At 63.1% G+C, this 25,785-nt stretch carries 25 protein-coding genes; 3 read left to right on the top strand and 22 right to left on the bottom strand.

Translation table 11 applies throughout. The annotated features are described in order from the left end of the window. Nucleotides 1-11: 11 nt before the first annotated feature. Together fabI and ACFSOZ_RS38010 are read left to right on the top strand one after the other, a co-directional pair. Nucleotides 12-824, top strand: a complete 813-nt coding sequence (gene fabI / locus ACFSOZ_RS38015; protein ID WP_379106939.1) for an enoyl-ACP reductase FabI — start codon at nt 12-14, stop codon at nt 822-824. Nucleotides 825-1,030: 206 nt separating this feature from the next. Beyond that, nucleotides 1,031-2,575 (top strand): putative bifunctional diguanylate cyclase/phosphodiesterase, encoded by a 1,545-nt coding sequence (locus ACFSOZ_RS38010; protein WP_379106937.1) that lies wholly within the window; start codon nt 1,031-1,033, stop codon nt 2,573-2,575. 17 nt (nt 2,576-2,592) lie between these two features. Here the strand turns inward: ACFSOZ_RS38010 and ACFSOZ_RS38005 are convergent, their stop codons facing one another. The 11 genes from ACFSOZ_RS38005 to ACFSOZ_RS37955 all read right to left on the bottom strand — a co-directional run bounded on the left by ACFSOZ_RS38005 (nt 2,593) and on the right by ACFSOZ_RS37955 (nt 15,039). After that, nucleotides 2,593-3,612: a class I SAM-dependent methyltransferase gene (locus ACFSOZ_RS38005; RefSeq protein ID WP_379106935.1), complete on the bottom strand. Its 1,020-nt coding sequence runs from the start codon at nt 3,610-3,612 to the stop codon at nt 2,593-2,595. A 113-nt stretch (nt 3,613-3,725) separates the two neighbouring features. Beyond that, complete coding sequence (pnp, locus tag ACFSOZ_RS38000) at nt 3,726-5,870, bottom strand: polyribonucleotide nucleotidyltransferase (RefSeq protein ID WP_379106933.1); 2,145 nt, start codon at nt 5,868-5,870, stop codon at nt 3,726-3,728. 277 nt (nt 5,871-6,147) lie between these two features. Beyond that, on the bottom strand, nt 6,148-6,510 hold the full coding sequence (gene rpsO / locus ACFSOZ_RS37995) for a 30S ribosomal protein S15 (RefSeq protein ID WP_379017668.1): 363 nt from the start codon (nt 6,508-6,510) through the stop codon (nt 6,148-6,150). 89 nt (nt 6,511-6,599) lie between these two features. Beyond that, nucleotides 6,600-7,694, bottom strand: a complete 1,095-nt coding sequence (gene corA / locus ACFSOZ_RS37990; RefSeq protein ID WP_379106931.1) for a magnesium/cobalt transporter CorA — start codon at nt 7,692-7,694, stop codon at nt 6,600-6,602. A gap of 44 nt (nt 7,695-7,738) precedes the next feature. Continuing rightward, complete coding sequence (gene truB, locus ACFSOZ_RS37985) at nt 7,739-8,734, bottom strand: tRNA pseudouridine(55) synthase TruB (protein ID WP_379106929.1); 996 nt, start codon at nt 8,732-8,734, stop codon at nt 7,739-7,741. Then, the gene (rbfA, locus tag ACFSOZ_RS37980; protein WP_379106927.1) at nt 8,734-9,159 is read right to left on the bottom strand and encodes a 30S ribosome-binding factor RbfA; all 426 of its coding nucleotides are present in this window, start codon (nt 9,157-9,159) and stop codon (nt 8,734-8,736) included. Before rbfA ends, truB begins: the two co-directional genes overlap by 1 nt. 140 nt (nt 9,160-9,299) lie before the next feature. Beyond that, nucleotides 9,300-11,867 (bottom strand): translation initiation factor IF-2, encoded by a 2,568-nt coding sequence (gene infB, locus ACFSOZ_RS37975; RefSeq protein ID WP_379106925.1) that lies wholly within the window; start codon nt 11,865-11,867, stop codon nt 9,300-9,302. Beyond that, nucleotides 11,864-12,514 carry an RNA-binding protein gene (locus tag ACFSOZ_RS37970; protein WP_379106923.1) on the bottom strand — a complete coding sequence of 217 codons (651 nt, stop codon included), beginning with the start codon at nt 12,512-12,514 and terminating at the stop codon, nt 11,864-11,866. The genes infB and ACFSOZ_RS37970 overlap by 4 nt, the downstream gene beginning before the upstream one ends. A gap of 38 nt (nt 12,515-12,552) precedes the next feature. Next, nucleotides 12,553-14,148 (bottom strand): transcription termination factor NusA, encoded by a 1,596-nt coding sequence (nusA, locus tag ACFSOZ_RS37965; RefSeq protein WP_379106921.1) that lies wholly within the window; start codon nt 14,146-14,148, stop codon nt 12,553-12,555. A gap of 49 nt (nt 14,149-14,197) precedes the next feature. Beyond that, nucleotides 14,198-14,845: a ribosome maturation factor RimP gene (rimP, locus tag ACFSOZ_RS37960; protein WP_379106919.1), complete on the bottom strand. Its 648-nt coding sequence runs from the start codon at nt 14,843-14,845 to the stop codon at nt 14,198-14,200. Next, entirely contained in the window at nt 14,842-15,039 is a 198-nt protein-coding gene (locus ACFSOZ_RS37955) for a hypothetical protein (protein WP_379106917.1), read from the bottom strand. Before ACFSOZ_RS37955 ends, rimP begins: the two co-directional genes overlap by 4 nt. A 94-nt stretch (nt 15,040-15,133) precedes the next feature. Between ACFSOZ_RS37955 and ACFSOZ_RS37950 the strand changes: the two genes are divergently transcribed. After that, nucleotides 15,134-15,298 (top strand): hypothetical protein, encoded by a 165-nt coding sequence (locus ACFSOZ_RS37950; protein WP_111544688.1) that lies wholly within the window; start codon nt 15,134-15,136, stop codon nt 15,296-15,298. A 66-nt stretch (nt 15,299-15,364) separates the two neighbouring features. On the opposite strand, the gene trmB is transcribed toward ACFSOZ_RS37950, so the two are convergent. The 11 genes from trmB to rimI form a co-directional block, all read right to left on the bottom strand. Next, entirely contained in the window at nt 15,365-16,066 is a 702-nt protein-coding gene (gene trmB / locus ACFSOZ_RS37945; RefSeq protein ID WP_379106915.1) for a tRNA (guanine(46)-N(7))-methyltransferase TrmB, read from the bottom strand. A gap of 24 nt (nt 16,067-16,090) precedes the next feature. Beyond that, nucleotides 16,091-17,356, bottom strand: a complete 1,266-nt coding sequence (metK, locus tag ACFSOZ_RS37940; protein ID WP_379106913.1) for a methionine adenosyltransferase — start codon at nt 17,354-17,356, stop codon at nt 16,091-16,093. Between the two features lie 170 nt (nt 17,357-17,526). Then, complete coding sequence (locus tag ACFSOZ_RS37935) at nt 17,527-17,946, bottom strand: helix-turn-helix domain-containing protein (protein ID WP_379106911.1); 420 nt, start codon at nt 17,944-17,946, stop codon at nt 17,527-17,529. Between the two features lie 141 nt (nt 17,947-18,087). Continuing rightward, entirely contained in the window at nt 18,088-19,680 is a 1,593-nt protein-coding gene (lnt, locus tag ACFSOZ_RS37930; protein ID WP_379106909.1) for an apolipoprotein N-acyltransferase, read from the bottom strand. 103 nt (nt 19,681-19,783) lie between these two features. Then, on the bottom strand, nt 19,784-20,254 hold the full coding sequence (locus ACFSOZ_RS37925; RefSeq protein ID WP_379106907.1) for a VOC family protein: 471 nt from the start codon (nt 20,252-20,254) through the stop codon (nt 19,784-19,786). A gap of 16 nt (nt 20,255-20,270) precedes the next feature. Continuing rightward, nucleotides 20,271-21,347: a hemolysin family protein gene (locus tag ACFSOZ_RS37920; RefSeq protein ID WP_379106904.1), complete on the bottom strand. Its 1,077-nt coding sequence runs from the start codon at nt 21,345-21,347 to the stop codon at nt 20,271-20,273. Nucleotides 21,348-21,375: 28 nt separating this feature from the next. After that, nucleotides 21,376-21,876, bottom strand: coding sequence for an rRNA maturation RNase YbeY (gene ybeY / locus ACFSOZ_RS37915; protein WP_379106902.1), 501 nt, complete (start codon nt 21,874-21,876; stop codon nt 21,376-21,378). 18 nt (nt 21,877-21,894) lie between these two features. Beyond that, a complete protein-coding gene (locus ACFSOZ_RS37910) occupies nt 21,895-22,887 on the bottom strand; it encodes a PhoH family protein (protein ID WP_379107183.1) in 993 nt (330 codons plus the stop codon). 83 nt (nt 22,888-22,970) lie between these two features. Next, entirely contained in the window at nt 22,971-24,329 is a 1,359-nt protein-coding gene (gene miaB / locus ACFSOZ_RS37905) for a tRNA (N6-isopentenyl adenosine(37)-C2)-methylthiotransferase MiaB (RefSeq protein ID WP_379107181.1), read from the bottom strand. A 137-nt stretch (nt 24,330-24,466) separates the two neighbouring features. Beyond that, complete coding sequence (gene olsA / locus ACFSOZ_RS37900; protein ID WP_379106900.1) at nt 24,467-25,267, bottom strand: lyso-ornithine lipid O-acyltransferase; 801 nt, start codon at nt 25,265-25,267, stop codon at nt 24,467-24,469. 20 nt (nt 25,268-25,287) lie between these two features. Beyond that, nucleotides 25,288-25,782, bottom strand: coding sequence for a ribosomal protein S18-alanine N-acetyltransferase (gene rimI / locus ACFSOZ_RS37895; RefSeq protein WP_379106898.1), 495 nt, complete (start codon nt 25,780-25,782; stop codon nt 25,288-25,290). Nucleotides 25,783-25,785 lie beyond the last annotated feature (3 nt).

The following is a 25,785-nucleotide window of genomic DNA, read 5'->3' as shown; positions in this document are numbered from 1 at the left end:
GATTGGGGGCCATGGACGGATTGATGAAGGGCAAGCGCGGGCTTGTCATGGGTGTCGCCAACGATCATTCGATCGCCTGGGGTATCGCCCGGAAATTGTCCGAACATGGGGCGGAACTCGCCTTCACCTATCAGGGCGACGCCTTCGGGCGCCGGGTCAAACCGCTCGCCGACAAGCTCGGCGCCTCGCTGGTCGTGCCATGCGACGTCGAGGACAGCGCCTCGGTCGCGGCCACGTTCGAGACCCTGGGCAACGCCTGGGGCGGGCTTGATTTCGTCGTCCACGCCATCGGCTTTTCCGACAAGAACGAACTGAAGGGCCTCTACGCCGAGACCAGCCGGGACAATTTCGTCCGCACCATGGTGATCTCCTGTTACTCCTTCACCGAGATCGCCCGCCATGCCGCCGCTTTGATGCAGGACGGCGGATCGATGATCACGCTCACCTATGCGGGTTCGGTCCGTGTCATGCCGAACTACAATGTCATGGGTGTCGCCAAGGCCGGACTGGAGGCCAGTGTGCGCTACCTCGCCAACGACTACGGTCCGCGCGGCATCCGGGTGAACGGCATATCGGCTGGACCGGTGCGTACGCTCGCCGGTGCCGGGATTTCCGATGCGCGCCACATGTTCTCCTACCAGCAGCGCAACTCGCCGCTGCGCCGCACCGTGACCATCGACGAGGTCGGCGGTTCCGCGCTCTATCTGTTGTCCGACCTGTCTTCCGGCGTCACCGGCGAAATCCATTATGTCGATTCCGGCTATCACATTGTTTCCATGCCGACGCTCGATGAATTGAAGCAGACCGATGGCGGGCGAGACTAATGCACGTCGCCCAAAAGTGCGCAGCGGTTTTGGGACCACGACACGCATAAAACAAAAGCTTAAATTGCGTCGACCGAATCCGTTTCAACGCGACGCGCTTTAGTCCGCTCAAGAAATACTTCAGGTCCAATAAAATTGGACGCTTTCGCGGAAACTCATTTTAAGGACATATCCGCTAGAAAGGCCTGTACTCTGGGGACCTTTCAATGCCCGCCGTCAGCAACCCAAAGCGAACACCGGTGTTCCGGCTGCTCACCATAGCAAGCTCGGGTATTGGCAGTTTCGTCCTCGGACTCTGGGGCCTGAAGCACGGTCTCGGCGATGGTTTCGCCGGCATACCGGCCGACATGATGGTCGCGATGATGGCCGCCCTTTGCGCCCTGGCGGCGTCGGTAGCCGCGATGTCCTTCTTCGCCGGCGTCGATGAATCGGCGGATTTCGTCTTCGAGGAAACCCATTTCGACAAGCTGACCGGCCTGCTGGCGCGTCCGGCGATGGTCGGCAAGATTGCCGAGGCGGCCTGCGCGACAAGCCGGACCGGCGAGCCGATGTTCCTCATCGACATCGACATCGATCGTTTCAAGCAGATCAACGATGCCATCGGCTACAGCCAGGGCGACGAATTGATCCGCGCCTTCACCAAGCGATTGAAGACCTGCGTGCCGCAACGCGCGATAATCGGACGCATCGGCGCCGGTGAATTCGCAGTTCTGCTCCCCGACAATCAGGTGCAAGGGTCGCTGGAAAGCGCCGTCGAGAGGCTCATCGACGAGATGATGGAGCCCTATGAGCTCAGCACGCACCTGCAATCGGTCAGCCTGTCGGTGGGCATCGTGGCGATGCCAAAGGACGGCGTCGATCCGGTCCTCATCCTGCGCCGGTCCAATCTGGCGCTGCAGAATGCGCGCGCCAGCGGCGTCGGCAACTGGTCGGTCTTCCATGCCGAAATGGGCAAGGTCGCCGACCACCGCCACTGGGTCGAGTCCGAGCTGCACATTGCCTTCGAGCGCGGCGACTTCGATCTTCACTACCAGCCGCAGCTCGATCTCCCCACCGGCCGCATCATCGGTTATGAAGCGCTGATCCGCTGGCGGCATCCCGAACGCGGCATGATCCCGCCGATGGAGTTCATTCCGATCGCCGAGGAAACCGGCATGATCGGTCCGATCGGCGAATGGGTGCTGCGCAAGGCCTGCAGCGACGCCCGTCACCTGCCCGACGACTGCTTCGTCGCCGTCAACATCTCGCCCGTGCAGTTCATGACCAAGGACTTCGTCGGTATCGTGCGCGACACCATGACGAGCACCGGCATCAAGCCGTCGCGGCTGGAACTGGAAGTCACCGAGACGGCGATGATGCAGGACCGCGACCGCGCCGCCACCATCCTGAAGCAGCTGGCGGACATGGGTATCTCGGTTGCCGTCGATGATTTCGGCACCGGCTATTCCAATCTGAGCTACCTGATCGACTTCTCGTTCGGTAAATTGAAGATCGACCGCTCCTTCGTCAGTCGCCTCGATACCGATTCCAGCTCCGGCGCGGTTGTTTCGACCATCGTCGGGCTTTCGCGCGCGCTCGGGGTCAGCATCATCGCCGAAGGCGTCGAGACCGAAAGCCAGGCGACGCTGCTCAGGGCAGCCGGCTGCGAAGTGGTGCAGGGCTACCTGTTCGGCAGGCCGGCGCCACTCAGGTTCCGGGTTGGCGACGCGTATGCCACCGACGAGGTCCGACGCGTCGCCAATCTGCATTGAACGCGGCGCCGAGTGGTTTAGCGGCGCGCGACAAGCACCTTGAACATGCCGTCGCGGGCCAGTTCGGCATGGCTCGAAAAAGCAGCCGACAGCACCGCCTCGTAGGGAAGCTGACGGTTGGCGACCATGAACAGCCGCCCGCCGGGCTTCAGGGCCTTGGCTGCCGCGCGGATCATGCCGGCGCCGATCTCCGGTTCGGCGGCACGGCTGCGATGAAAGGGCGGGTTCATGGCGATCGCGTCGTAGCGCTTCTCGACCGGTTCCTTCAGCAGATCGATCCAGAAGAAATCCCTGACGATCGACTGGCTAGCCCCTGCCAGATTGAGCTTCGCCGCTTCCAGTGCGTCGAATTCGGCCTCGTAGAGATCGAGCGCCGACAGGCCCGGTGAGCGGGCGGCTATCTCGGCAGCCACATAACCCCAGCCGGCGCAGAGATCGGCAACGCTGCCACGCAGGTCGCCAGGCAAGTTCTCGACCAGCAATTTCGAGCCGGTATCGACCCGGTCGAAGGAAAACATGCCGGGCGCGGTGCGGAACCGGCCCTCGACCAGCAGAGCGGGATTGGCGGCGCGCAGGTCTTGCGCAGCGGCCAGATCGGCAGGCCGGCGAAACCAGAAGGCGATGCCGTGATATTTCGGCAGGTGGCCCTCAAGCGACACAAGTTCGTCAACGCGCTTGCGCAGGCTGGCGATGCCATCGTCCTTGCCGCCGGCAACGACGACCAATCCGCCCGGTGCCACGCGCCCGAGCGTCTCTGCGAGGCGCAATTCGTTCAGGCCGCGATGCCGGCCGGCAAGCACAAGTGCCATGTCGAAGCCACCGCCTTCCGCTTGCGCGGTGACAAGGAAGCCAGACGCCTGCAGCGCTCGAAAATGCGGCCGGAAGCCTTGTACGAGGTGCAGCGCGGCGTCGAAGCCTTCGGGTAGGCGAAAGCCCGGCTCGGCGCCGAGAAACAGGGCGCGATCACCCTTTCCCGGCAAAGCAACAGCCTCAGCCTCAAAGGGATGGAAAAGCGTCTTCAGCGGCTCGGCGGACATTGTTCGATCTCGAAACGAGGCCTGTCTTGGCAATCTGAAAATGAAAATCGGGCCGAAAATAAAAACGGGCGCGACCTAAGCCGCGCCCGCTTCGATTTATGATCCCGGACCGATCAGGCAGCGTTTTCTTCTTCGGTCTTCTTGTCGCGGGCGAGTTCCTTGCCGGTGGCCTGGTCGACGACCTTCATCGACAGGCGGACCTTGCCGCGCTCGTCGAAGCCCATCAGCTTGACCCAGACCTTGTCGCCTTCCTTGACGACGTCCGAGGTCTTGGCGACCCTGTCGTTGGCAAGCTGCGAGATGTGGACGAGGCCGTCACGCGGACCGAAGAAGTTGACGAAAGCGCCGAAGTCGGCGGTCTTGACGACCGTGCCTTCGTAGATCTCGCCGACTTCCGGCTCGGCGACGATGGTGTGAATCCACTTCTTCGCCGCCTCGATCTCCTTGGCGTTGGACGAAGCGATCTTGACCGTGCCGTCGTCCTCGATGTTGATCTTGGCGCCGGTCTTTTCGACGATCTCGCGGATGACCTTGCCGCCCGAGCCGATGACGTCACGGATCTTGTCGGTCGGGATGTGCATGACCTCGATGCGCGGCGCGAACTCACCGAGCTCCGAACGCGCGCCGGAGAGCGCGTGACCCATTTCGCCGAGGATATGCAGACGGCCGTCCTTGGCCTGGCCAAGCGCGATCTGCATGATCTCCTCGGTGATGCCATCGATCTTGATGTCCATCTGCAGCGAGGTGATGCCGTTGGCGGTGCCGGCGACCTTGAAGTCCATGTCGCCGAGGTGATCCTCGTCGCCAAGGATGTCGGAGAGAACGGCGAAGCGCTCGCCTTCCTTGATCAGGCCCATGGCGATACCGGCGACGGGCTTGGCCAGCGGCACGCCGGCATCCATCAGCGCCAGCGAGGTGCCGCAGACGGTCGCCATCGACGACGAGCCGTTGGACTCGGTGATCTCCGAGACGACGCGCAGCGTGTAGGGGAACTGATCAGCGCTCGGCAGCATCGGGCGGATAGCGCGCCAGGCGAGCTTGCCATGGCCGATTTCGCGGCGACCCGGCGAACCCATGCGGCCGGTTTCACCGACGGAGTAGGGAGGGAAGTTGTAGTGAAGAAGGAACTTCTCCTTGTACATGCCGGTCAGCGAATCGACATACTGTTCGTCCTCGCCGGTGCCGAGCGTGGCAACGACCAGCGCCTGGGTCTCGCCACGGGTGAACAGCGCCGAACCGTGCGTGCGCGGCAGGACGCCGACTTCGGAGACGATCTTGCGGACCGTCTTGAGGTCGCGGCCATCGATGCGCGAGCCGGTGTCGAGGATGTTCCAGCGCACGACCTTGGCCTGGAGTTCCTTGAACACTGTGCTGATCTGCTCGGACGTGTACTTGGCCTCTTCACCCTCAGCCGGAGCAAACGCGGCCTTGACCTTCGCCTTGACGGCGTCGACGGCGGCGTAGCGCTTCTGCTTGTCGATGTTCTTGTAGGCATCGCGAAGTTCGCCCTCGACGATCTTCAGCATGTCGGCTTCAAGTGCGGAATAGTCCGGCGCGGTGAAGTCGCGCGGTTCCTTGGCGGCAACTTCGGCCAGCTTGATGATGGCGTCGATGACCGGCTGGAAACCCTTGTGGCCGAACATGACGGCGCCGAGCATCAGCTCTTCGCCAAGTTCCTTGGCTTCGGACTCGACCATCAGAACGGCGTCGGTGGTGCCGGCGACGACGAGGTCAAGCTTGGATTCCTGCATCTCGTCGACATGCGGGTTGAGCACGTATTCGCCGTTGATGTAGCCGACGCGGGCGCCGCCGATCGGGCCCATGAAGGGCACGCCCGACAGGGTCAAAGCGGCCGAGGTGGCGACGATCGACAGGATGTCGGGATCGTTCTCGAGGTCATGCTGGACGACGGTGACGACGATCTGGGTGTCGTTCTTGTAGCCTGCGGCGAACAGCGGGCGGATCGGGCGGTCGATGAGGCGGGAAACCAGCGTTTCCTTTTCGCTCGGACGGCCTTCGCGCTTGAAATAGCCGCCCGGGATCTTGCCGGCGGCGTAGGTCTTTTCCTGGTAGTTGACGGTCAGCGGGAAGAAATCGAGGCCCGGCTTGGGCTCCTTCATCGAAACAACAGTGGCGAGAACCTTGGTCTCGCCGTAGGTCGCGAGCACCGCGCCGTCAGCCTGGCGCGCGATCTTGCCGGTTTCGAGGATGAGCGGACGACCGCCCCATTCGATTTCCACTTTGTGGTGATTGAACATATCTTGTCCTTAATAAGCGGAAAGGGCCGCGCCGTTTCACGGTGCGCGAATGCCCTTTCCCTGGCTTCCTTTCTCGGGCAGCCACGGGCAAGACAACGGGAAGCTCGGGTGGTTTCAGCGCGGTGAGCGCACGAGCGTCCTGCAATCCTGCCCCATGACCGTCCATGGGCGGTTTCGAGTGGCCCTCTGCATGCTCGAAACCGGGTCTAGCCAATCGATGCGACTGGCAGAATGCGCGACCGGCGGGCTCTCCGAAGAAAGCCCGCCGGTCAATTCGTCAACGGCGCAGACCGAGCTTCTCGATCAGCGTCTGGTAGCGCGCGTCGTCCTTGCGCTTGAGATAATCAAGCAGGCTGCGGCGCTGGGAGACGAGAGCGAGCAGACCACGGCGGGAATGGTTATCCTTCTTGTGGTCCTTGAAATGGTCGGTCAGGTTCTTGATGCGCTCGGAAAGGATGGCCACCTGGACTTCCGGAGACCCGGTATCGCCCTTGGCGGTTGCGAATTCACCCATCAATTCCTGTTTGCGCTCGGCAGTAATCGACATCGTGTTTTTCCTTATCTGTTTGAGGAAACGGGTCGCCCTCAGCCGGGATGTCGTCCAGCAGGGGCCGGTGCAAGCAAAGCGTCTCAGCGCTATGCTGCGGCGCGTATAGTGCAATTCCCCGGAAAACACCAGCCCAATTCACAAGCCGGCTTTTCAGGTCCAAATGGCAGGTTTTATCCTTGTTAGAGCCATTTCTTCCATTTGAAGAAGGCGATCAGCCCAAATGCGACAAGTGCCATGAACAGCAGCGATGCCGGATAGCCGTAATAGGCTTTCAGCTCCGGCATGTTCCAGGGTGAAGAGTCTGGATCGAAATTCATGCCCCATATGCCGACCAGGAAGGTGAGCGGCATGAAGATCACCGAGACGATCGTGAGATAGCTAATGACGTCGTTGGTGCGCGCCTGGCTCAGCGACAGATGCATCTCGATCAGGCCGGTCAGCATGTCGCGCTGGGTTTCGACCAATTCGATCAGCCTGAGCGCATGGTCGAGCGTGTCGTTGAGGAATATCTTGGTCTCGGCCTTCACATAGGGCACGTCGTTGCGGATGAGCGTTGCGAGCGCATCGCGCATCGGCCACAGCACCCCTTTCAGCACATTGGCGTCGCGACGCAATTCATGCAGCTGCCGCATCTGATGCTTGTGCGGCGAATGAAGCATTTCGTCCTCGATGCCGTCGACCGTGTCGGCGGCAGCCTCGATCGGCGGGAAATAGCTGTCGACGATGGCGTCGATCAGCGCGTAAGCGAGGTAGTCGGCGCCGCGCGCGCGCAGCCGGTTGGGCGCCGAGCTTTCGATGCGCTTGCGCACGGGATTGAACGGATCGCCTTCACGCTCCTGGAAGGTGACGACGAAGTTCTTGCCGAAGAAGACGGCGATCTGCTCATAGCGGTGCGACGTGACGTCGTCGATCATCCTGACGACGACGAAGGCGTGATCCTCGAAGAAGTCTACCTTCGGCCGTTGGCCGGTGTTGACGACATCCTCCAGCGCCAGCGGATGCAGGCTGAAAATGCGACCGATCTCCTCGATCAGCGGAATGTTGGCGAGGCCGGTGCAATCGAGCCAGATGACCGGCCATTTGTCGCAATGGGTGTTGAGATCGTCGATGCTGGCGTTTTCGATGGTCTTGAACTTTTGCGGCGAGATCAGGGTCAGCCGCAGTTCCGAGCGCCGTGCCGCCGGATCGGCGATCAGCGTGCCGGGCGAGGCGCCGACCGGCGGCCGGCGCGTCTTCACCGGCGCCCGTCTTTTCACCGCCTCGGCCTTTGCCATGTGCCCCTCGAGCGTAAAGTCGACCTGAAGTTAGAAGAGAGCCGTCACCCGGCAAAGACCCGCTTTGGCTTGAACATGCCTTGCTCGATGGCACCGATGGCGACCAGCTTCCCGCGCGCCGTGGCACAGGCTTCTTCGGCTTCCACCGGTGCGTCGCGACCACGAATGATGACTGGATTGCCGAGGCGGATCTTCGTCGCCGCATCGTCGCTGATGGCGATCTGAGGCAGGCAGTCGAGGGCCGCCGACGTATCCACCAAAAGCGCATCGATGGCACCGAAGTCGATTGGCACTTCCACTGCGTCGACGGCGTCCGTCGCGTCAGCTACGTCCGTCGAGTCTGGCTTGTCTTCACCCGGCGTGCCGAAGCGGGCGGCTTCCAATTCGGCGATGGTGACGAAATCCTCCGGCGTGAACGGCTCGACCTCGACCCGGCGCAGTTCGGAAATATGGCCGAAACAGCCGAGGTCGCGGCCCATGTCGCGGGCCAGCGAGCGCACATAGGTGCCCTTGCCGCATTCGACCTCGAAAACAGTATGGTCGGCATTGTGCTCGACAATATCGAGCCGGCCGATCTCGACCTCGCGTGCGGGTATGTCGACCGTCGCGCCGTCGCGGGCCAGATCATAGGCGCGCTCGCCTGCGATCTTGATGGCCGAGAATTGCGGCGGCGTCTGCATGATGACGCCGGTGTATTTCGGCAGCAGCGCAAGCACCTCGGCTTCCGACGGACGCAGGTCAGAGCTGTTCGTCACCGGACCTTCGAGGTCATCGGTCGAACGCTCCTGCCCCCAGGCAACGGTGAAGCGATAGATCTTGGCGCCGTCCTGTACGTAAGGCACGGTCTTGGTGGCTTCGCCAAGCGCGATCGGCAGCATGCCGGAGGCGAGTGGATCGAGCGTGCCGGCATGGCCGGCCTTTTCCGCCTGGAACAGCCATTTGATCTTGGAGACGGCTTCGGTCGAACCCATGCCGACCGGCTTGTCCAGGACCAGCCAGCCCGAGATCGGCCGGCCCTTCTTCTTGCCGCGACGCGCCACTATTCGGTGTCCTTGTTGTCATCTTTTTCCTGGTCCTCGGGACCCAGATCGCGTGCCACTTCGGGCGACTTCAAGAGATCGTTGATCCTGGCGTAATTGTCGAAGGAGGTGTCGAGCTTGAAGCGGAACTCCGGCATGAACTTCATCTGCCGCAGCGCGCCGGAGACCCGGCCGCGCACGAATTTCGCATGCTTGTTCAACGCCTCGACCACCGCATCGGTATCCTTGGCGCCGAGTGGCGAGACGAAAGCGGTGGCGACCTTCAGGTCGGGCGACATGCGCACTTCCGAGACCGAAACCACGGTGTTCTCGATCAGCGGATCGATGATCTCACCACGCTGCAGGGTTTCGGACAGCGCATGGCGGACCTGTTCGGCGACGCGCAGCATGCGCTGGGATGGGCTGGATGTGGTTGGACGGGGCATTTTTCTCAATCCTGAAAGCGTGAGGCACGGGATGGGACCGTGCCGCATGTCTCATATGGGTCACTCTCAATAGACCCGCTCAATAGACTTTGGGGCGGCGGTCTTTCGACCGCCGCCCGGAACGGACAAGTCACTCGAACTCAGAGCGTCCGGGTCACCATCTCGACGCGGAAGCACTCGATGATGTCGCCGACGCGCATGTCCTCGTAGTTCTGGAAGGCCATGCCGCACTCCTGGCCGCCGGGAACTTCCGCAACTTCGTCCTTGAAGCGCTTCAGGGTCTTCAGCGTGCCTTCGTGGATGACGACATTGTCGCGGATCAGGCGCACGCCCGCACCACGCTCGACCTTGCCTTCGGTGACACGGCAGCCGGCGATCTTGCCGACCTTGGTGATGTCGAAGATCTCGAGGATCTGCGCATTGCCGATGAAGGTCTCGCGACGCTCCGGCGACAGCAGGCCCGACAGAGCCGCTTTCACATCATCCACGAGGTTGTAGATGATCGAGTAGTAGCGGATCTCGATGCCCGCGGCAGCGGCGGCGGCACGCGCCTGGACGTTGGCGCGGACGTTGAAGCCGATGATCGCCGCACCCGAAGTCTCCGCCAGCGACACGTCGCTTTCGGTGATGGCGCCGGCGCCGGCATGGACGATGCGCGCCCGCACTTCGTCGGTGCCGAGCTTGTCCAGCGCCGCGTTGATCGCCTCGATCGAGCCCTGCACGTCGCCCTTGATGACCAGCGGGAATTCCTTCAACCCGCTCGTCTGCAACTGCGACATCATCTGCTCGAGCGAACCGCGCTGGCCGGCATGCTTGGCAACCGCCTTCTCGCGCGCCAGACGCTGGCGATATTCGGTGATCTCGCGAGCACGGGCTTCGTTGTTGACCACGGCGAAACGGTCGCCGGCCTGCGGGGTACCCTGCAGGCCAAGCACTTCGACCGGCATCGCCGGTGGCGCTTCCTTGACCTGCCCGCCACGATCGTTGACCAGCGCGCGCACCCGGCCCCATTCGTTGCCGGCAACAAGGATGTCGCCCGGCATCAGCGTGCCGGTCTGCACCAGCACGGTGGCAACGGGGCCACGGCCCTTGTCGAGTTGGGCTTCGATGACGACACCTTCGGCGGTACGATCCGGATTGGCCTTCAGGTCGAGGATTTCGGCCTGCAGCAGGATCGCCTCGAGCAGCTTGTCGAGATTGGTGCCCTTGGTCGCCGACACTTCGACGTCCAGAACTTCACCGCCCATAGATTCGACGAAGACCTCATGGCGCAGCAGTTCGGAGCGTACTTTCTGGGGATCGGCATCATGCTTGTCGATCTTGTTGATCGCCACGATGATCGGAACGCCGGCCGCCTTGGCGTGGCTGATCGATTCGATCGTCTGCGGCATGACGCTGTCGTCGGCCGCAACCACCAGGATGGCAATGTCGGTCGCCTGGGCGCCACGAGCACGCATCGCCGTGAAGGCAGCGTGGCCGGGCGTGTCGATGAAGGTGATCTTGTGACCGTTCTTCTCGACCTGGTAGGCACCGATATGCTGGGTGATGCCACCAGCTTCGCCGGAAACGACATTGGCGTTGCGGATGGCATCGAGCAGCGAGGTCTTGCCGTGATCGACGTGGCCCATGATCGTCACGACTGGCGGACGCGTCACCAGGTCCTCGGCATTGTCGGCGATGTTGAACAGGCCTTCCTCGATGTCGGACTCGGCGACGCGGCGGACCGTGTGGCCGAATTCGGTGGCGACCAGTTCGGCGGTGTCGGCGTCGATGACGTCGCCCGGCTTCAGGATCTGACCCTGCTTCATGAAGAACTTGACGACGTCGACCGCACGCTCGGACATGCGCTGCGCCAGTTCCTGGATGGTGATGGTCTCGGGCAGGATCACTTCGCGCATGACTTTCTCGCGCGGCTCATTATGCATCGCGCGCTTGAATTTTTCCTGGCGGCGACGCATCGACGACAGCGAACGGGCCCGCGCATCCTCGTCGGAAAGCGCGGAATTCAGCGTCAGCTTGCCACGGCGGCGGTCTTCCTCGCCCTTGGTCGGCTTGGCCGGACGCGCCACTTCGGGCGTGACTGGGCGGCGCACCGGCGCACCGGCGCCAGTCCGCTTCGGCTTGACCTCTTCCTCGTCGTCGACCGTCGCCAGTTCGGCAGCCAAAGGCGCACGGCGCCGTGCCTCTTCCTCGGCGCGACGGCGGGACTCGGCCTCGGTCTGCAACCGCGCCTCTTCCTCGGCCTGGCGGCGCGCGGATTCCTCGCGTTCGCGGCGACGGCGCTCTTCGTCCTCGGCGCGGCGCTTGGCGTCCTCGGCGGCGCGCTGACGGTCCTCGACCTCGCGTACCTTCGAGCCTTCGAGCGCCCTGCGGCGCGCTTCCATTTCACTGCGCGACAGTTCGTTCAGCACCATGCCGCTGCGCTCGACCGGAGCCGGCGGTGGTGGCGGCGCCTTCGGCGCTTCCTGCACGACGGGTGCGGCCACGACCGCCGGCTTCGGTGTGAAGACGGGTGCGGCAACCGGCTCCGGCTTGTCGCCGGGCATCGAGAACTTGCGCTTCTTGGTTTCGACGACGACCTGCTTGGTGCGGCCGTGCGAGAAGTTCTGGCGCACAGTGCCCTGTTCCATACCGGGGCGCTTCAGCGTCAAGGTCTTCTTCGGCGTCACACTCAGCGTATTGTCGTCACCCGATTTCGTATCGCTCATTCCATATCCTCTGCGGCATCATCTTCGTCAGCAACAGCCGCAAGCATTGCCAGATCGTCCGGGGAACCGCCCCGATACCGGTCGAGCGCAACCATGCGCTTCTGGACCGCCCTGCCCGCGTCTCCCGCGAGAACGGCAGCATGTATCACATTTGTACCCCCCAATGCCAAGCTCAACTCGGCCTCGGAGAAAAGTTTGTAGGCAAGGATAGCAGGCCCGCCGAGATGGACTGTCGCCCGTCGCGCCTGGCTGATCTTGCGCACGCCGTCGTCGGACGCCTCGGTCGCGTGAAGCACGAAAAGCGCCAATCCGCCGCGCACCGCGCTCTCGACCTTGGTGGCTCCAAGAGAAATCGAGCCTGCCTTGCGAGCAAGCCCAAGCATGCCGAGAGCGGATCTGGTAAGCAGCCCATCGACCATGCCGCCAAGATCGGGCGGCACGACCACCTGTGCCTTGAAGGCGCGGGCAAAAAGGTTCTTCGCCGCAGCCTTGTCGATATGTAGGCGGTCGGCGCTCACCCAGCAACCACGGCCGGGCAGATTTCTCTTGATGTCGGGTACGACGGCCGAATCCGGGCCGACGACGAACCGGATCAATTCATCCGGTTCGGCCTGCCTGCGGGTGACGATGCAGGTGCGATCGTTCATCTCGTCCAAGGGCGGGTTCGGTGCGATGCGGTTTCACCTCACGCACCAACGGCTTCGTCAGCCGGTTCTTCTTCGGCTGCAAGCTCGTCTTCGGTGATCCAGCCAGCCTTGAGGCGGGCGGCCAGAACCATCTGCTCGGCATCGGCGCGTGTCACGCCGTGATTGGCCAGCACGCCGGGGAATACCTTGGTTTCGCCGTCCTTGCGTTCCTTCCAGCCGGTCAGGTCGTCGGCGGCATAGCCGGCGAAGTCCTCGATCGTCTTCACGCCGTCCTCGCCGAGCGTCACCATCATGGCGGTGGTGACGCCGGGGATTTCGCGCAGTTCGTCCGACACGCCGAGCGCCTTGCGCTTGTCGTCGTGCTCGGCCTCGATCTTTTCCAGGTACTCGCGGGCGCGGGTCTGGATTTCCGAGGCGGTATCCTCGTCGAAGCCGTCGATCGATGCGATTTCGCCGGAGTCGACATAGGCGACTTCCTCGACGCTGGTGAAGCCTTCGGAAGCCAGCACCTGGCCGACCATCTCGTCGACGTCGAGGGCTTCCATGAACAGCGACGAACGCTCAACGAATTCCTTCTGGCGGCGCTCGGATTCCTCGGCCTCGGTCAGGATGTCGATATCCCAGCCGGTCAGCTGCGAAGCGAGCCGCACGTTCTGGCCGCGGCGGCCGATGGCCAGCGACAGCTGGTCGTCGGGAACCACGACTTCGATGCGTTCGGCATCCTCGTCGAGCACGACCTTGGCGACTTCCGCCGGCTGCAGCGCGTTGACGATGAAGGACGCGGCCGAAGGCGACCACGGAATGATGTCGATCTTCTCGCCCTGCAATTCGCCGACGACCGCCTGGACGCGGCTGCCGCGCATACCGACGCAGGCGCCGACCGGATCGATCGAACTGTCACGCGAGATGACGGCGATCTTGGCGCGCGAGCCGGGGTCGCGGGCAACCGACTTGATCTCGATGATGCCGTCATAGATTTCCGGCACTTCCATGGTGAAGAGCTTGGCCATGAACTGCGGATGGGTGCGCGACAGGAAGATCTGCGGGCCGCGCTGCTCGCGGCGCACGTCGTAGACGTAAGCGCGGACGCGGTCGCCATATTTGTAGTTTTCGCGCGGGATCAGTTCGTCGCGACGGATGATCGCCTCGCCGCGGCCGAGATCGACGATGACGTTGCCGTATTCGACACGCTTGACGGTGCCGTTGACGATTTCGCCGATGCGGTCCTTGTACTCGTCATACTGGCGGTCGCGTTCGGCCTCTCGCACCTTCTGCACGATGACCTGCTTGGCCGACTGGGCGGCGATGCGGCCGAAATCCATCGGCGGCAGCTGTTCGGCGATGAAGTCGCCAAGCTGGGCGTCGGGATTGCGCTCGCGCGCCGAGGAAATGGCGATCTGCGTGGCGTAGTCATCGACCTTCTCGACCACTTCCATCAGCCGCTGCAGCTTCATCTCGCCGGTGTTCGGGTTGATGTCGGCGCGGATGTTGGTCTCCTGGCCGTAACGCGAGCGCGCCGCCTTCTGGATCGCATCGGCCATGGCGGCGATGACGATCGACTTGTCGATCGACTTTTCACGCGCGACCGCATCGGCGATCTGCAGCAGTTCAAGCCTGTTGGCGCTTACAACCATCGTTTTTCTCCCGAGCCTGTTTGCCGGACCTTTGCGCCCGGCAGCTCAATCATAGTTCCTGTTCGGTTTCGTTTTCCGCGCCGGCTTCCGCACCCTCGGGCGCATCGTCGTCCGGTTCGCCGCGGCGTTTCTTGGCTTCCTTGCGCGCCCTGTTGTCCTTCGACAGGGCATCACGAATAAGATCGTCGGTCAGGATCAGGCGCGTTTCGGAAATCGCGTCATAGGGGACCCGCACCGTGGGTTCCTCGCCATAAGCCGCCTTTTCGCGCTCGATCAGCACGTCGCTATCACCGGCCTCGACGATCTTGCCCTTGAACCGCTTGCGGTCGGCGACGATGATCGATGTCTCCATCTTGACCAGGTGGCCGGTCCAGGTCGCGAAATCCGATTTGCGGACCAGCGGCCGGTCGATGCCGGGCGAAGAGACTTCGAGATGATAGGCCTTTTCGATCGGATCATCGACGTCGAGCGCCGGCGACACCGCGCGGCTGACCTCTTCGCAATCCTCGACGGTCATGGTGCCGTCCTCGCGCTCGGCCATGATCTGCAGCGTCAGCCCGTTCTGGCCCGACAGATGCACCCGCACGAGACGGAAGCCGATGCCGCGCAGAACCGGCTGGACGATCAGCGCGATGCGCGCATCAATGCCGCTTTCGCGGATGATGCGGTCGTCGCCCTCGCTTGCCGTTGCAGTCATTCGATCCCTGTCGTCGCTTCGAAGCTATCGGCAGGTAATAAAAAAGAGCGGGACCGGGTGGACCCACTCTTCGTCATACCGACCAAGAATTTGAGCATGATATAAACGATCATGGCCGGTGTTTCAAGCCCGCCGTACCCGCGCGGACAAAAGCCGTGGCAACGCCAGCGTTGCGCCAGGCGCATGGCCTCCATGCGGTAGCGCCCCTGTGAGCCTCGACGTTGCATCACCATTTATGTTGCGTTGCACAAAGATGACGACACGTCACAGCAGCGAAAGGACATAACCATGACCAACCGCAAGATCTTATCCGCCATAGGCGATCTCTTCACGACATTTGGCAGTGCAGTCGCCGCTTCGCGTGCCGTGGAAGCCGGCCGCAAGCCGCGCGCGGACGACCTGCGCAAGCTCGGCATGGACCCGGCGGTCTTCAACAGGATCGGCCGTTTCTAAAGATTTGGCGGGCGGAAGGCGCTCGCCTTTGCCGAGAGCGAACGCCGGAGGCGGTGTGCGACAGGCTTACGTCCTGACGAAGGTCAGATAAGCCGGCCGCCGGCCCTCGCGAATGGCTTTCGCCTCGTAACGCGTGCCCGGCCAGCCTTCGTAAGGCCGATGCCAGTCCGCCGCCTCCGAAGCCTGCCATGCGAATGCGCGATGCGCCCGGCAATGCAGCAAGGTCCAGTTCACATAGGTGTCGATGTCGGAGGCGAAGCGGAATTTTGAACCCGGCTTCAGCACACGCGCGAAACGGTCGAGATTGACCGGGCTGACGAAACGCCGTTTCCAGTGCTTCTTCTTTGGCCAGGGATCCGGATAGAGAAGATCGATGCCGTCGAGCGAGGCTTGCGGCAGCCAGTCGAGCAGCCGCGTGGCGTCGTCGTCATACACCCTGAGATTTGCGAGCGGCTTCTCTCTCACCGCCATCATCATCTTGGCCATGCCATTGACGAAGGGCTCGACGCCGACAAAGCCGATCGAGGGCGCCTCGGTGGCGCGATGCAGGAGGTGTTCGCCGCCGCCGAAACCAATCTCCAGACGAACCGCCGAAACATCCGCTTCAAACAGAATGCTCAGATCCGCCGGCGGTTCAGCCGTCAGATCGAGCCTGTATCTGCCGAAACCGCTTTCCAGCGCGGCCGCCTGCTGCGGACGCATGGTCTTGCCGCGCCGGCGACCGAAGAAGGCTTCGGTCGCGCGGCTTGGTCTGTCCTTCGGGTCCATGAGCCGGACTTTGCGGCGCCGCTGTCAGGCGGCGACCGCGTCCTTGAGCGCCTTGGCGAGATCGGTCTTTTCCCAGGAGAAAGACCCGTCGCGGCCGGCCTTGCGGCCAAAATGGCCGTAGGACGACGTCTTGGCGTAGATCGGCTTGTTGAGATCGAGATGGCGGCGGATGCCGGATGGCGACAGGTCCATCACGGAACGCAGCGCCTCCTCGAGCTTGGCCTCGTCGACCTTGCCGGTGCCATGCAGGTCGACATAGACCGACAGCGGCTGGGCAACGCCGATGGCGTAGGAGAGCTGGATGGTGCAGCGGTCGGCAAGCTTCGCCGCCACGACGTTCTTGGCCAGATAGCGCGCCGCGTAGGCCGCCGAGCGATCGACCTTGGTGGTGTCCTTGCCCGAGAAGGCGCCGCCGCCATGGGGAGCAGCACCACCATAGGTGTCGACGATGATCTTGCGGCCCGTCAGCCCGGCATCACCGTCCGGCCCGCCGATGACGAACTTGCCGGTCGGGTTGATGTACCACATGCAGTTGTCGGCGATCTTGAGGTCGCCCAGTGCCTCGCGGATATAGGGTTCGACAACCTTGCGGACCTTCTTCGAATCCCAGCTCGCATCGAGATGCTGCGTCGACAACACGATCTGCGTCGCCTCGGCAGCCTTGCCGTCGATGTAGCGGACCGTGACCTGGCTCTTGGCGTCCGGACCGAGTCTGCCGGCGTCACCGCTGCCTTCGTGGCGGGCGGCGGCCAGCAGTTCGAGGATCTTGTGGCTGTAGTAAATCGGCGCCGGCATCAGATCCGGTGTCTCGCGGCAGGCATAACCGAACATGATGCCCTGGTCGCCAGCACCTTCCTCGCCCTGACGGTCGGAGGCGTTGTCGACACCCTGGCCGATATCCGGCGACTGGCCGTGCAGCAGGACCTCGATCTTCGCCGTCTTCCAGTGGAAGCCGGCCTGCTCATAGCCGATTTCACGGATCGCCTTGCGGGCGACCGACTTGAACTTCGCCGGATTGACGACCGGATGGCCAGCGGCATCCTTGAGGATGTTGCCTTCCTTGTCCTTCTTCAGCAAGGTGTCGGGAACACGCACTTCGCCAGCGATGACGACGCGGTTGGTGGTGGCCAGCGTCTCGCAAGCGACACGGACTTTCCACGGGTCCATGCCGGTCTTCTTGGCTTCGCGATAGACCAGATCGACAACCTCGTCGGAGATCCGGTCACAGACTTTGTCGGGATGGCCCTCGGCAACGGATTCCGAGGTAAAGAAGTAATTCTGCCGCGTCACGGGTGTCCCCTCTTGAAAAAACGATCGGCAGGCTGCCGATTTTGGCGCGCCACGTGTTAGCGGGGCGGAGCGCCGCTCGTCAAGCGGTGCTGCCGTTCTGGCATGAATATCGATGCAGTTATCTTGTGCCACCGGCGGCAGGCCGCCGCCGGTGCAAACGGGATCGCGGATCAGTCGGGATCGTCAGTGGTGAGGGACTTGACCAGGTCTATGATCCTGCGGCGCACCTTGGCGTCGGCAATCTTGACAAAGGCCCGGTTGAGCTGAAGACCTTCGGGACTGCCACAGAATTCGACGGCGAAAGCCATCGACGCATCTTCGGCAAAGCCACGGCCGGGTACGGCCTCCTGGCCGGGCGCATCCTCGAAAAAGAAAGCGACAGGCACGCCGAGAATGGACGCGATCGCTTGCAGACGGCTGGCGCCGACGCGGTTGGTGCCCTTTTCATATTTCTGGATCTGTTGAAATGTGATGCCGAGGTTTTCGCCCAGCTTCTCCTGGCTCATTCCCAGCATGTTGCGGCGAAGCCGGATGCGACTGCCGACATGGATATCGATCGGATTCGGTTTCTTCTTGTTGTCTTCTGTCATTTTTTCCTCGCCGAATTTTTTCGGCTTTCTCTATTTTTTTCTTGCCCAAACGAAGCCGGAGGCAACTGCCCCAACAGAACGATCCACCGACTTCGAAGAATTTTCAGGCGCTTACAGTATGAGTTTCTAATGTGTGGGCTGTCAATTCACCCGTAGCCTTTGCCTTACGTTCAACAATGCAGCGGCGATGGCAAACAGCAACATGATCAGCATTCCGTTAATCCGCCGTTGGCCGGAAGATATGACCGCCTGACCGGAAATCGGCACGCGCGCATCAATGGCGCCGCGCGCGTCGATCGCGAGAGCATCGACGATGCGCCCGCGCGGATCAACGACGGCCGAGATGCCGTTGTTGGCAGCACGCAACAATGGCAATCCATTCTCCACCGCACGGATCTGGGCCTGCCTGAAATGCTGATACGGACCCGGCGTGTCGCCAAACCACGCATCATTGGTAACGTTCACAATAAGCTGCGCTGACGTTGCGTCAACTGCCACCAGATCGGGAAAGATCACCTCATAACAGATAAATGGCAGCGCACGGATGCCGTCAGCAAGCGTGATGGCGTGCCGCTCGTTGCCGGCCGCAAACGTCATCGGCCCGGCAACCAGTTGCCCGATGCCGAAACGCTCGAGCAGATCGGCGAAAGGCAGATATTCGCCAAATGGCACCAGATGAACCTTGTCGACAGCGTCAGCGATTTCACCCTTGTCGTCGATCGCCACCACGGAGTTGTAGTAGCGGCTGTCGGCATTCGCGGCCGAGCCGCCTTCCTCGCGGACGACGCCGGCGATCAGCATCTGCCCGGGTCCGAGCATGTCGCCCAGCGCCGTTAACGCGTCCGGACGCTCGGTGAAGAGGAACGGCACCGAGGTTTCGGGCCAGAGGATCAATTGCGGCTTTTCATGACCTGGGTCCGGCGCCTTGGCCGACAGCCCCATCAGGGTCGCGAAGATGCGGTCACGCACCGAGGCGTCCCACTTTTCCGACAGATCCACGGCTGGCTGGACGATGCGGACATCCAGGCTGTGCGTGGCCGTCTTTTCGGGAGCGGCAAGCCTGACATAGCCGAAACCGATATGGGCGGCGGCGAGGACGACAAACAGCGCCGCGCCGAGGCGCAGATGCCGGCGCGCAGCCAGCAGCGCCGGCAATGCGAAGACGAACACCGCGAGCGCGTTCATGCCGATCATGCCGGTCACCGAGACGCTCTGCATCAGCAAGGGCACGGGCATGGCCGCATAGCCGATCGCATTCCAGGGAAAACCGGTGAACAGGAAGCCGCGCAGCCACTCCGCCAGGCCGAAGCCGAAGGCAAGGGCGGTGATGCGGCCGATATCGCTGCTCCACAGCAGACGGGCAACCACTGCCGCAAAGCCGTAGAAAAAGGCGAGCGCGAAGGGAATGCCGACCACCGCGAAGGGGAGCGCCCAGGCGAAGCTGTCGGCCTCGACCAGCAGAGCCGAGCCGATCCACCAGAGGCCGGCAAGGAAATAGCCGAAGCCGAACCACCAGCCGACGGCGAAGGCCGGCCGCAGGCGCCGGAACAGGCTGCCGGAGGCTTCACCGGTGGCGCCGTCGAGCAGCCAGACCAGCAGGGGAAACGAGATGAAACAGGCGGCGAAGAAATCGTAAGGCGCCTGCCCAAGCACCGCCAATGCGCCGGCGAGAAACGCCACGAGCGCGCGCCGCCAACCCCAAAGCAGAATTATCCGGCCGGCCAGGCGCTCCATGCATACTTCCGAGTCGCGCGAATCAGGACGCAAGATTTAACAGGCTGTGGTTCCGCCTCCAAACGCCGGATGGCTGGCTGCAATGCAAGCTCCAGCCAACGCTCTACCTGTGCCAGCCCTCGATCCGCAAGCCGCCCAGCCGTTCAGCCTCTTCACGGGAGACGGAGCGGATGGTCTGCGTGAAAGTCCAGACATGGCCTTCGGGATCGCGTGCCCGATACTGCCGCTCGCCATAGAACTGGTCCGTAGGTTCCTGGACTATTTTCGCTCCGGCCGCCCGCGCTTGCTCGCAATGTGCGTCCAGACCGTCCTTCAGCCTGATATAGACGGACTGCGTGTTCTTGCCCGAGACGGAAGCCGGGCTGGCGACGTAATCGGTCCATTCAGAATCGACGATGATATAGCTGTCGCCGAACCGCATCTCGGAATGGACGAGCTTTCCCTCGGCATCGCTGACCACCATGCTGCGCTCGAAGCCGAAAGCCGCCTCAAGCCAGTCCAGCGCGGCACGAGGGTCCCTGTAGAATACACCGGAGCCCAGGCTTGAGTGCTTGAACGGGTCGTCGAGCGTCATCAGGCGGGCGAAAAGCTCACGCCTGTTCGGCGCGGACCGTGGCGCGCCGGCGGCGCTCGCCCTTCTGGCTCTGCACGATGCGCACGCGCTTGACGCGGCGCGGATCGGCATCGAGGACGTGGAATTCGAAGCCGGGGATGGCCTGCACCACCTCGCCGCGCGCCGGAACGCGGCCAAGTGTGTTGAAGATCATGCCACCGATGGTGTCGACGTACTCGCCATGTTCGCCTGCGGCGAAATCCTCGCCGATCATCTTGGCGACGTCGTCGATCTCGGCCTTGCCGTCGACGATGAACACGCCGTCGCCGCTCTGGGTGATCATCGGCTCATCGTCGTCATGCTCGTCCTCGATGTCGCCGACCACCATCTCGACGATGTCTTCCAGCGAGGCAAGGCCATCGGTGCCGCCATATTCATCGATGACCAGCGCCATCTGCGTGCGCGTCGTCTGCATGCGGCCCATCAAGTCGGAGGCTAGCATCGATGGCGGCACGAACAGCACCGGACGGATCAGGCTGAGGTCGCCAATGGTCCGCGCGAGGTCGACCTGAGTGAGATCGAGAACCGTGGCGGCAGGGGTTTTCCTGGTCGTGCGGCCCTTCTTGACCCGCGCGATCTTGGTGATGTGGGCCAGCACGTCACGGATATGGACCATGCCGCGCGGATCATCGAGCGTCTCGGAATAGACCGGCATGCGCGAATGGCCGGATTGTTCGAAGGTGCCCAGAAGATCGCCGAGCGTCGTCGTGATCTCGACCGCCTGGATGTCGGCGCGCGGCACCATGACGTCCTCGACGCGCACCTCGCGCAAGCGCAGGATGTTGTTGAGCATGGCGCGTTCGCCGGGCGAGAAGGATTCGGCATCGCTCGTCGCCTCGGCGAGCGCGCCGGCGATTTCCTCGCGCAGGCTGGTTCCGTTGCGTTGCCGGAACAGGCCCAGCACGCGGTCGAACAGGGAGGGTCCGGCAGGCGAGGACTCGCTGGCAGCGCTGCCGGTAACGGTACTCGGACTTGATCCCTCTTCCGATGTATCGGAAGCCTTGGTCGCACTGCCGGCGTCGGGGCGGGCGGCAGTCTCTGGTTTGTCGTTCATCGTCGTCCGGTCAATTGATCTTTTGTAGTTACGCGTAGGGATCGGGAATGGCAAGCCTTGCGAGCGCTGCGCGTTCGATGGCCTCCATCGCCTCGGCCTCGGCGTCGGTCTCGTGATCATGGCCCAGCAAATGCAGCAGGCCGTGGATCACGAGATGGGTGATATGGTTCTCGACAGGCTTGTCTTCCAGTGCCGCTTCACGCGCGACCGTCTCGGCGGCAAGCACGATGTCGCCCAGCATCGGCGGCAACGGAGCGCCTTGCACAACCGGAAAAGCCGGGAAAGACAAGACGTTGGTCGGTTTGTCCTTGCCGCGCCAGCCGGCGTTGAGGGTCCGGATATGGGCGTCGTCGGAAAAAACCAGGCTGAGTTCGGAACGGCCCGCCACGCCGGTTTCGGCGAAAGCAGCCGCGACGGCGCGATCAACCAGCCGCGTCAGGCTTGCCTCATCGGGCCAGTTGCCGGCTTCGACTGATATATCGATGTCGACGGGAAGTGCCCCGTCGCCGGCTATTTTGTCCTCAGGCATGAAGCCGCATCGTCACGATCAATTCTCAGCGCCGAGGCCGCGTGCCAGCTTGGCGTCCCGGTCATAGGCCCTGACGATTTCCGCCACCAGCGGATGGCGGACCACGTCGCCATCGTTGAAGCGCACGGTGACCGCGCCTGCCACGCCGTCCAGCACACGCAAGGCTTCGACCAGGCCGGATTTGGTGTTCGAGGGAAGATCGATCTGGGTCGGATCTCCGGTGACGATCATGCGCGAATTCTCGCCGAGACGCGTCAGGAACATCTTCATCTGCATCGGCGTGGTGTTCTGAGCTTCGTCGAGGATGACGGCGGCATGCGCCAGCGTGCGGCCACGCATGAAGGCGAGCGGCGCGATCTCGATCACTTCGGCGGCAATGGCGCGCTCGACCTTGTCGGCGGGCATCATGTCATAGAGCGCATCGTAGAGCGGCCGAAGATAGGGATCGACCTTCTCTTTCATGTCGCCCGGCAGGAAGCCCAGACGCTCGCCGGCCTCGACCGCCGGCCGGGAGAGAATGATGCGCTCAACCATGCCGCGCTCGAGCAGCATCGCCGCATGCGCCACCGCCAGATAGGTCTTGCCGGTGCCGGCCGGGCCGATGCCGAACACCAGTTCCGACCGCTCCAGCGCCCGCATATAGGCGTCCTGGTTGAGCGATCGGGCATAGATCGTCTTCTTGCGGGTGGCGATCTGGGCGGCGGAAACCTTGCCCTTGCGTTCCAGCGTCGGCAAGGTCAGTTGATCGTCGGCGGCTATCGCCATGCGCACGGCGCCGTCGACGTCGGACTGGCCGATATCGACGCCCTTTTGCAGAATGCCGTAGAGATTGTCCAATGCCCGGCGGGCCTGCTCGGCGGCCGACGCCGAACCCTTGATGGTCAACTGGTTACCGCGCGAGCGGATGTCGACGCCGAGCTTCTGCTCGAGCCTGGCCAGGTTCTCGTCGAACTGACCATAAAGGGCGCTGGCAAGCCTATTGTTGTCGAAAGTCAGAACGATGTGCGCCATGTCAGAAGCCCCAGATGCCGGTACCGGGGGCAGGTTCTTCAGCTCTGCTGCGCTCAACCGTCTCTCCTCATCTGCCGAGACCCCTAGGCCAATTCGGCGAACAGGCTGTTGTAGCCCGTCTTCGTGATTCGCACCCGGATAATGTCGCCGATTTCGCCAGCCTTTTCATCAACAATAACCGGCTGCAGCCAAGGCGAGCGTCCGACCTTCTGGCCGGCCTGTCGGCCGGGCTTCTCGATTAGCGTGTCGATGGTGCTGCCGACCAGGCTTGTGCCGAAATCCTGCTGCTGCTTCAGAAGCAAGGCCTGCAGGCGCTGCAGGCGCTCGTCCTTGACCGTTTCCGGCACATGGTCGGCCATCTCGGCGCCCGGGGTGCCGGGACGCGGCGAGTATTTGAACGAGAAGGCCGAGGCGTAGTTGACCTGGCGCACCAGTTGCATGGTCGCCTCGAAATCCGCCTCGGTCTCGCCGGGGAAGCCGACGATGAAGTCGCCGGAAATCGCGATATCCGGCCGGACGGCGCGAATGCGGTCGAGCAGCGCCAGATAGTCCTTGGCTGTATGCCGGCGGTTCATCGCCTTGAGGATGCGGTCGGAGCCTGATTGCACCGGTAGATGCAGGTAAGGCATCAACGCCGGCAGATCACGGTGGGCGGCGATGAGTTCGTCATCCATGTCGCGCGGGTGGCTGGTGGTGTAGCGCAGCCGCGCAAGTCCTGGGATTTCGGCCAGCCTGAACAGCAGCCGGCCAAGGCCCCACTCCTCGCCGTTCTCGCCCTGGCCGTGCCAGGCATTGACGTTTTGGCCAAGCAGCGTCACCTCGCGCACGCCGGCTTCGGCCAGACGCTGCGCCTCGGCAACGATCTGCGCCACCGGCCGCGACACTTCGGAGCCCCTGGTGTAAGGCACGACGCAGAAGGTGCAGAACTTGTCGCAACCTTCCTGCACGGTGAGGAAGGCGGTGACGCCGCGCTTGATGACCTCGGCGCGCTTCGGCTGCGGCAGATGCTCGAACTTGTCCTCGATGGCGTAGTCGGTCTCGACGATCTTCTCGCCGCGGCGCACCCGCGCCAACACGTCGGGCAGGCGGTGATAGGTCTGCGGGCCGATGACCAGATCGACGGCCGGCGAACGACGGATGATCTCGGCCCCTTCGGCCTGCGCCACGCAGCCTGCAACGCCGACCAGCATCTCACGTCCGGCCAAAGCACGTTCGGCTTTCATATCGCGGATACGGCCGAGCTCCGAATAGACCTTTTCGGCCGCTTTCTCCCTGATATGGCAGGTGTTGAGCAGCACCAGATCGGCCTCGCCGATGGCGTCGGTCGCGGTGTAGCCTTCGGCGGCCAGCGCATCGGTCATGCGCTGTGAATCATAGACGTTCATCTGGCAACCATAGGTCTTGATGAAGACCTTCCTGGTTGCAGCAACCGACGCGCCCATTGCTTCGGCCGCAGCGGCGATGTCGTCACGCTCTGTCGTATTCAAGTCCATCGGGCGGCTTCTAACGCCTTTCCGTGACAAAAAACAGACGATTCTCCGCTGCCGCCGTCATGCGAGCCGGCGGACGCGCAGTGCGGCTACCGGCTCGGGCGCGGATCGGCGAGTGCCGCCTGCATCATCGCGCGCACCTGGCCTTCCATCAGCTTCGACGTTTCCTTGCGGTTCGAGCCCTTGGAAAAGGCGATCGGCTCGCCGAAATGCACCTCGACGTCGAGCGCCCCTTCTGCCAGCAGCACCTTGAGATGCGGCATCAGGTCCTCATCGCCGATCCAGGCGGCAAGCGGCCGGTGCCGGCGGCCGAGCGGCACGCCGTGCAGGCGGGTATAGGCGATCGCCACCGGCTGGATGAAGACCTGCTCCGCCGCGCCTTCCGAAATCGCCATCGAGGCCGCGCCGAACAGCGTGCTCTTGAACGGCAGGACGACGTTGCCGTCGCCGGTCGAGCCTTCGGCGAACAGCACCATGGCGTCGCCCTTGGCCATGCGGCTGGCGATCTCGCTGGCCTGGTCGCCCGAGGAACGCTTGCGCTCGCGCTCGATGAAGACGGTGCGCTGCAGCTTCGACAGCATGCCGATCAGCGGCCAACCTTCCATATCGGCTCTGGCGATGAACTTCACATCGACCATCGAGCCGAGCACCATGATGTCGGTCCAGGAGATGTGGTTGGACGCAACCAGCAGCGGACGCTTGTCGGACAGCGCACCCTTGACATGGATGCGCATGCCCAACGCCCGGATGATCAGCCTGTGCCAGATCTTGAGGATGAAGGTTTCCGGCCACCAGCCGGTCTTCATCGACAGGATCTGCAACGGCACGAGGATCAGTGAGCCGGCGACGACGAGGCCCAGCGCCAGGAAAATCCTGATTTTCTTGATCATCGCCTTACCCCGGCCTCTGGCTAGCGAAGATCGCGGCGCATGACAAGCGCACCGGTCGGTCCGTGCTCGGACGACCTGTAGTAGTTGGGGCGTTTGCCAACCTCGCGGAAGCCCAGCCGCCGGTAGAGGGCGATCGCCGCAACATTGGTCTCATCGACCTCGAGGAACAGCGCCTCGGCGCGCTGCGCATGCAGTTCGCGCAACACCGCGTCCATCAACTGCCAGCCCAATCCCTGCCGGCGGTGGGAGCGCGCCACCGCGACGGTCAGGATCTCGCCCTCGCCGGCCGCCAGCCTGGCCAGCACAAAGCCGACCGGCGGCTTGGAGCCCTGCCCGGTTTCGCGAGCGGCATAGCCGAACACGGTGTCCTGTTCGAGCAAGGCGGCGAATTCGCCATCGGTCCACGGGCGGACAAAATCCTCGCGATGCAGCAGTGAGACGGCCGGGCTGTCGGCGATCTTCAGCGGCTCGAGCGCATAGTCCCGGCGGCGTGGTTGGAGAAAAGGTATGCGCATTAG

It is taken from the genome of Mesorhizobium newzealandense (assembly GCF_042682145.1).
Classification (GTDB): Bacteria; Pseudomonadota; Alphaproteobacteria; order Rhizobiales; family Rhizobiaceae; genus Mesorhizobium; species Mesorhizobium newzealandense.
Note: the sequence above shows the minus strand (reverse complement) of the source record. Positions and strands in the feature narration are given on the sequence as shown.

Coding starts and splice junctions, on each gene's coding strand:
- fabI (WP_379106939.1), top strand. CDS start 12: ATGGACGGATTGATGAAGGGCAAGCGCGGGCTTGTCATGGGTGTCGCC.
- ACFSOZ_RS38010 (WP_379106937.1), top strand. CDS start 1,031: ATGCCCGCCGTCAGCAACCCAAAGCGAACACCGGTGTTCCGGCTGCTC.
- ACFSOZ_RS38005 (WP_379106935.1), bottom strand. CDS start 3,612: ATGTCCGCCGAGCCGCTGAAGACGCTTTTCCATCCCTTTGAGGCTGAG.
- pnp (WP_379106933.1), bottom strand. CDS start 5,870: ATGTTCAATCACCACAAAGTGGAAATCGAATGGGGCGGTCGTCCGCTC.
- corA (WP_379106931.1), bottom strand. CDS start 7,694: ATGGCAAAGGCCGAGGCGGTGAAAAGACGGGCGCCGGTGAAGACGCGC.
- rbfA (WP_379106927.1), bottom strand. CDS start 9,159: ATGCCCCGTCCAACCACATCCAGCCCATCCCAGCGCATGCTGCGCGTC.
- infB (WP_379106925.1), bottom strand. CDS start 11,867: ATGAGCGATACGAAATCGGGTGACGACAATACGCTGAGTGTGACGCCG.
- ACFSOZ_RS37970 (WP_379106923.1), bottom strand. CDS start 12,514: ATGAACGATCGCACCTGCATCGTCACCCGCAGGCAGGCCGAACCGGAT.
- nusA (WP_379106921.1), bottom strand. CDS start 14,148: ATGGTTGTAAGCGCCAACAGGCTTGAACTGCTGCAGATCGCCGATGCG.
- rimP (WP_379106919.1), bottom strand. CDS start 14,845: ATGACTGCAACGGCAAGCGAGGGCGACGACCGCATCATCCGCGAAAGC.
- ACFSOZ_RS37955 (WP_379106917.1), bottom strand. CDS start 15,039: ATGGAGGCCATGCGCCTGGCGCAACGCTGGCGTTGCCACGGCTTTTGT.
- ACFSOZ_RS37950 (WP_111544688.1), top strand. CDS start 15,134: ATGACCAACCGCAAGATCTTATCCGCCATAGGCGATCTCTTCACGACA.
- trmB (WP_379106915.1), bottom strand. CDS start 16,066: ATGGACCCGAAGGACAGACCAAGCCGCGCGACCGAAGCCTTCTTCGGT.
- ACFSOZ_RS37935 (WP_379106911.1), bottom strand. CDS start 17,946: ATGACAGAAGACAACAAGAAGAAACCGAATCCGATCGATATCCATGTC.
- lnt (WP_379106909.1), bottom strand. CDS start 19,680: ATGGAGCGCCTGGCCGGCCGGATAATTCTGCTTTGGGGTTGGCGGCGC.
- ACFSOZ_RS37925 (WP_379106907.1), bottom strand. CDS start 20,254: ATGACGCTCGACGACCCGTTCAAGCACTCAAGCCTGGGCTCCGGTGTA.
- ACFSOZ_RS37920 (WP_379106904.1), bottom strand. CDS start 21,347: ATGAACGACAAACCAGAGACTGCCGCCCGCCCCGACGCCGGCAGTGCG.
- ybeY (WP_379106902.1), bottom strand. CDS start 21,876: ATGCCTGAGGACAAAATAGCCGGCGACGGGGCACTTCCCGTCGACATC.
- ACFSOZ_RS37910 (WP_379107183.1), bottom strand. CDS start 22,887: ATGGCGCACATCGTTCTGACTTTCGACAACAATAGGCTTGCCAGCGCC.
- miaB (WP_379107181.1), bottom strand. CDS start 24,329: ATGGGCGCGTCGGTTGCTGCAACCAGGAAGGTCTTCATCAAGACCTAT.
- olsA (WP_379106900.1), bottom strand. CDS start 25,267: ATGATCAAGAAAATCAGGATTTTCCTGGCGCTGGGCCTCGTCGTCGCC.
- rimI (WP_379106898.1), bottom strand. CDS start 25,782: ATGCGCATACCTTTTCTCCAACCACGCCGCCGGGACTATGCGCTCGAG.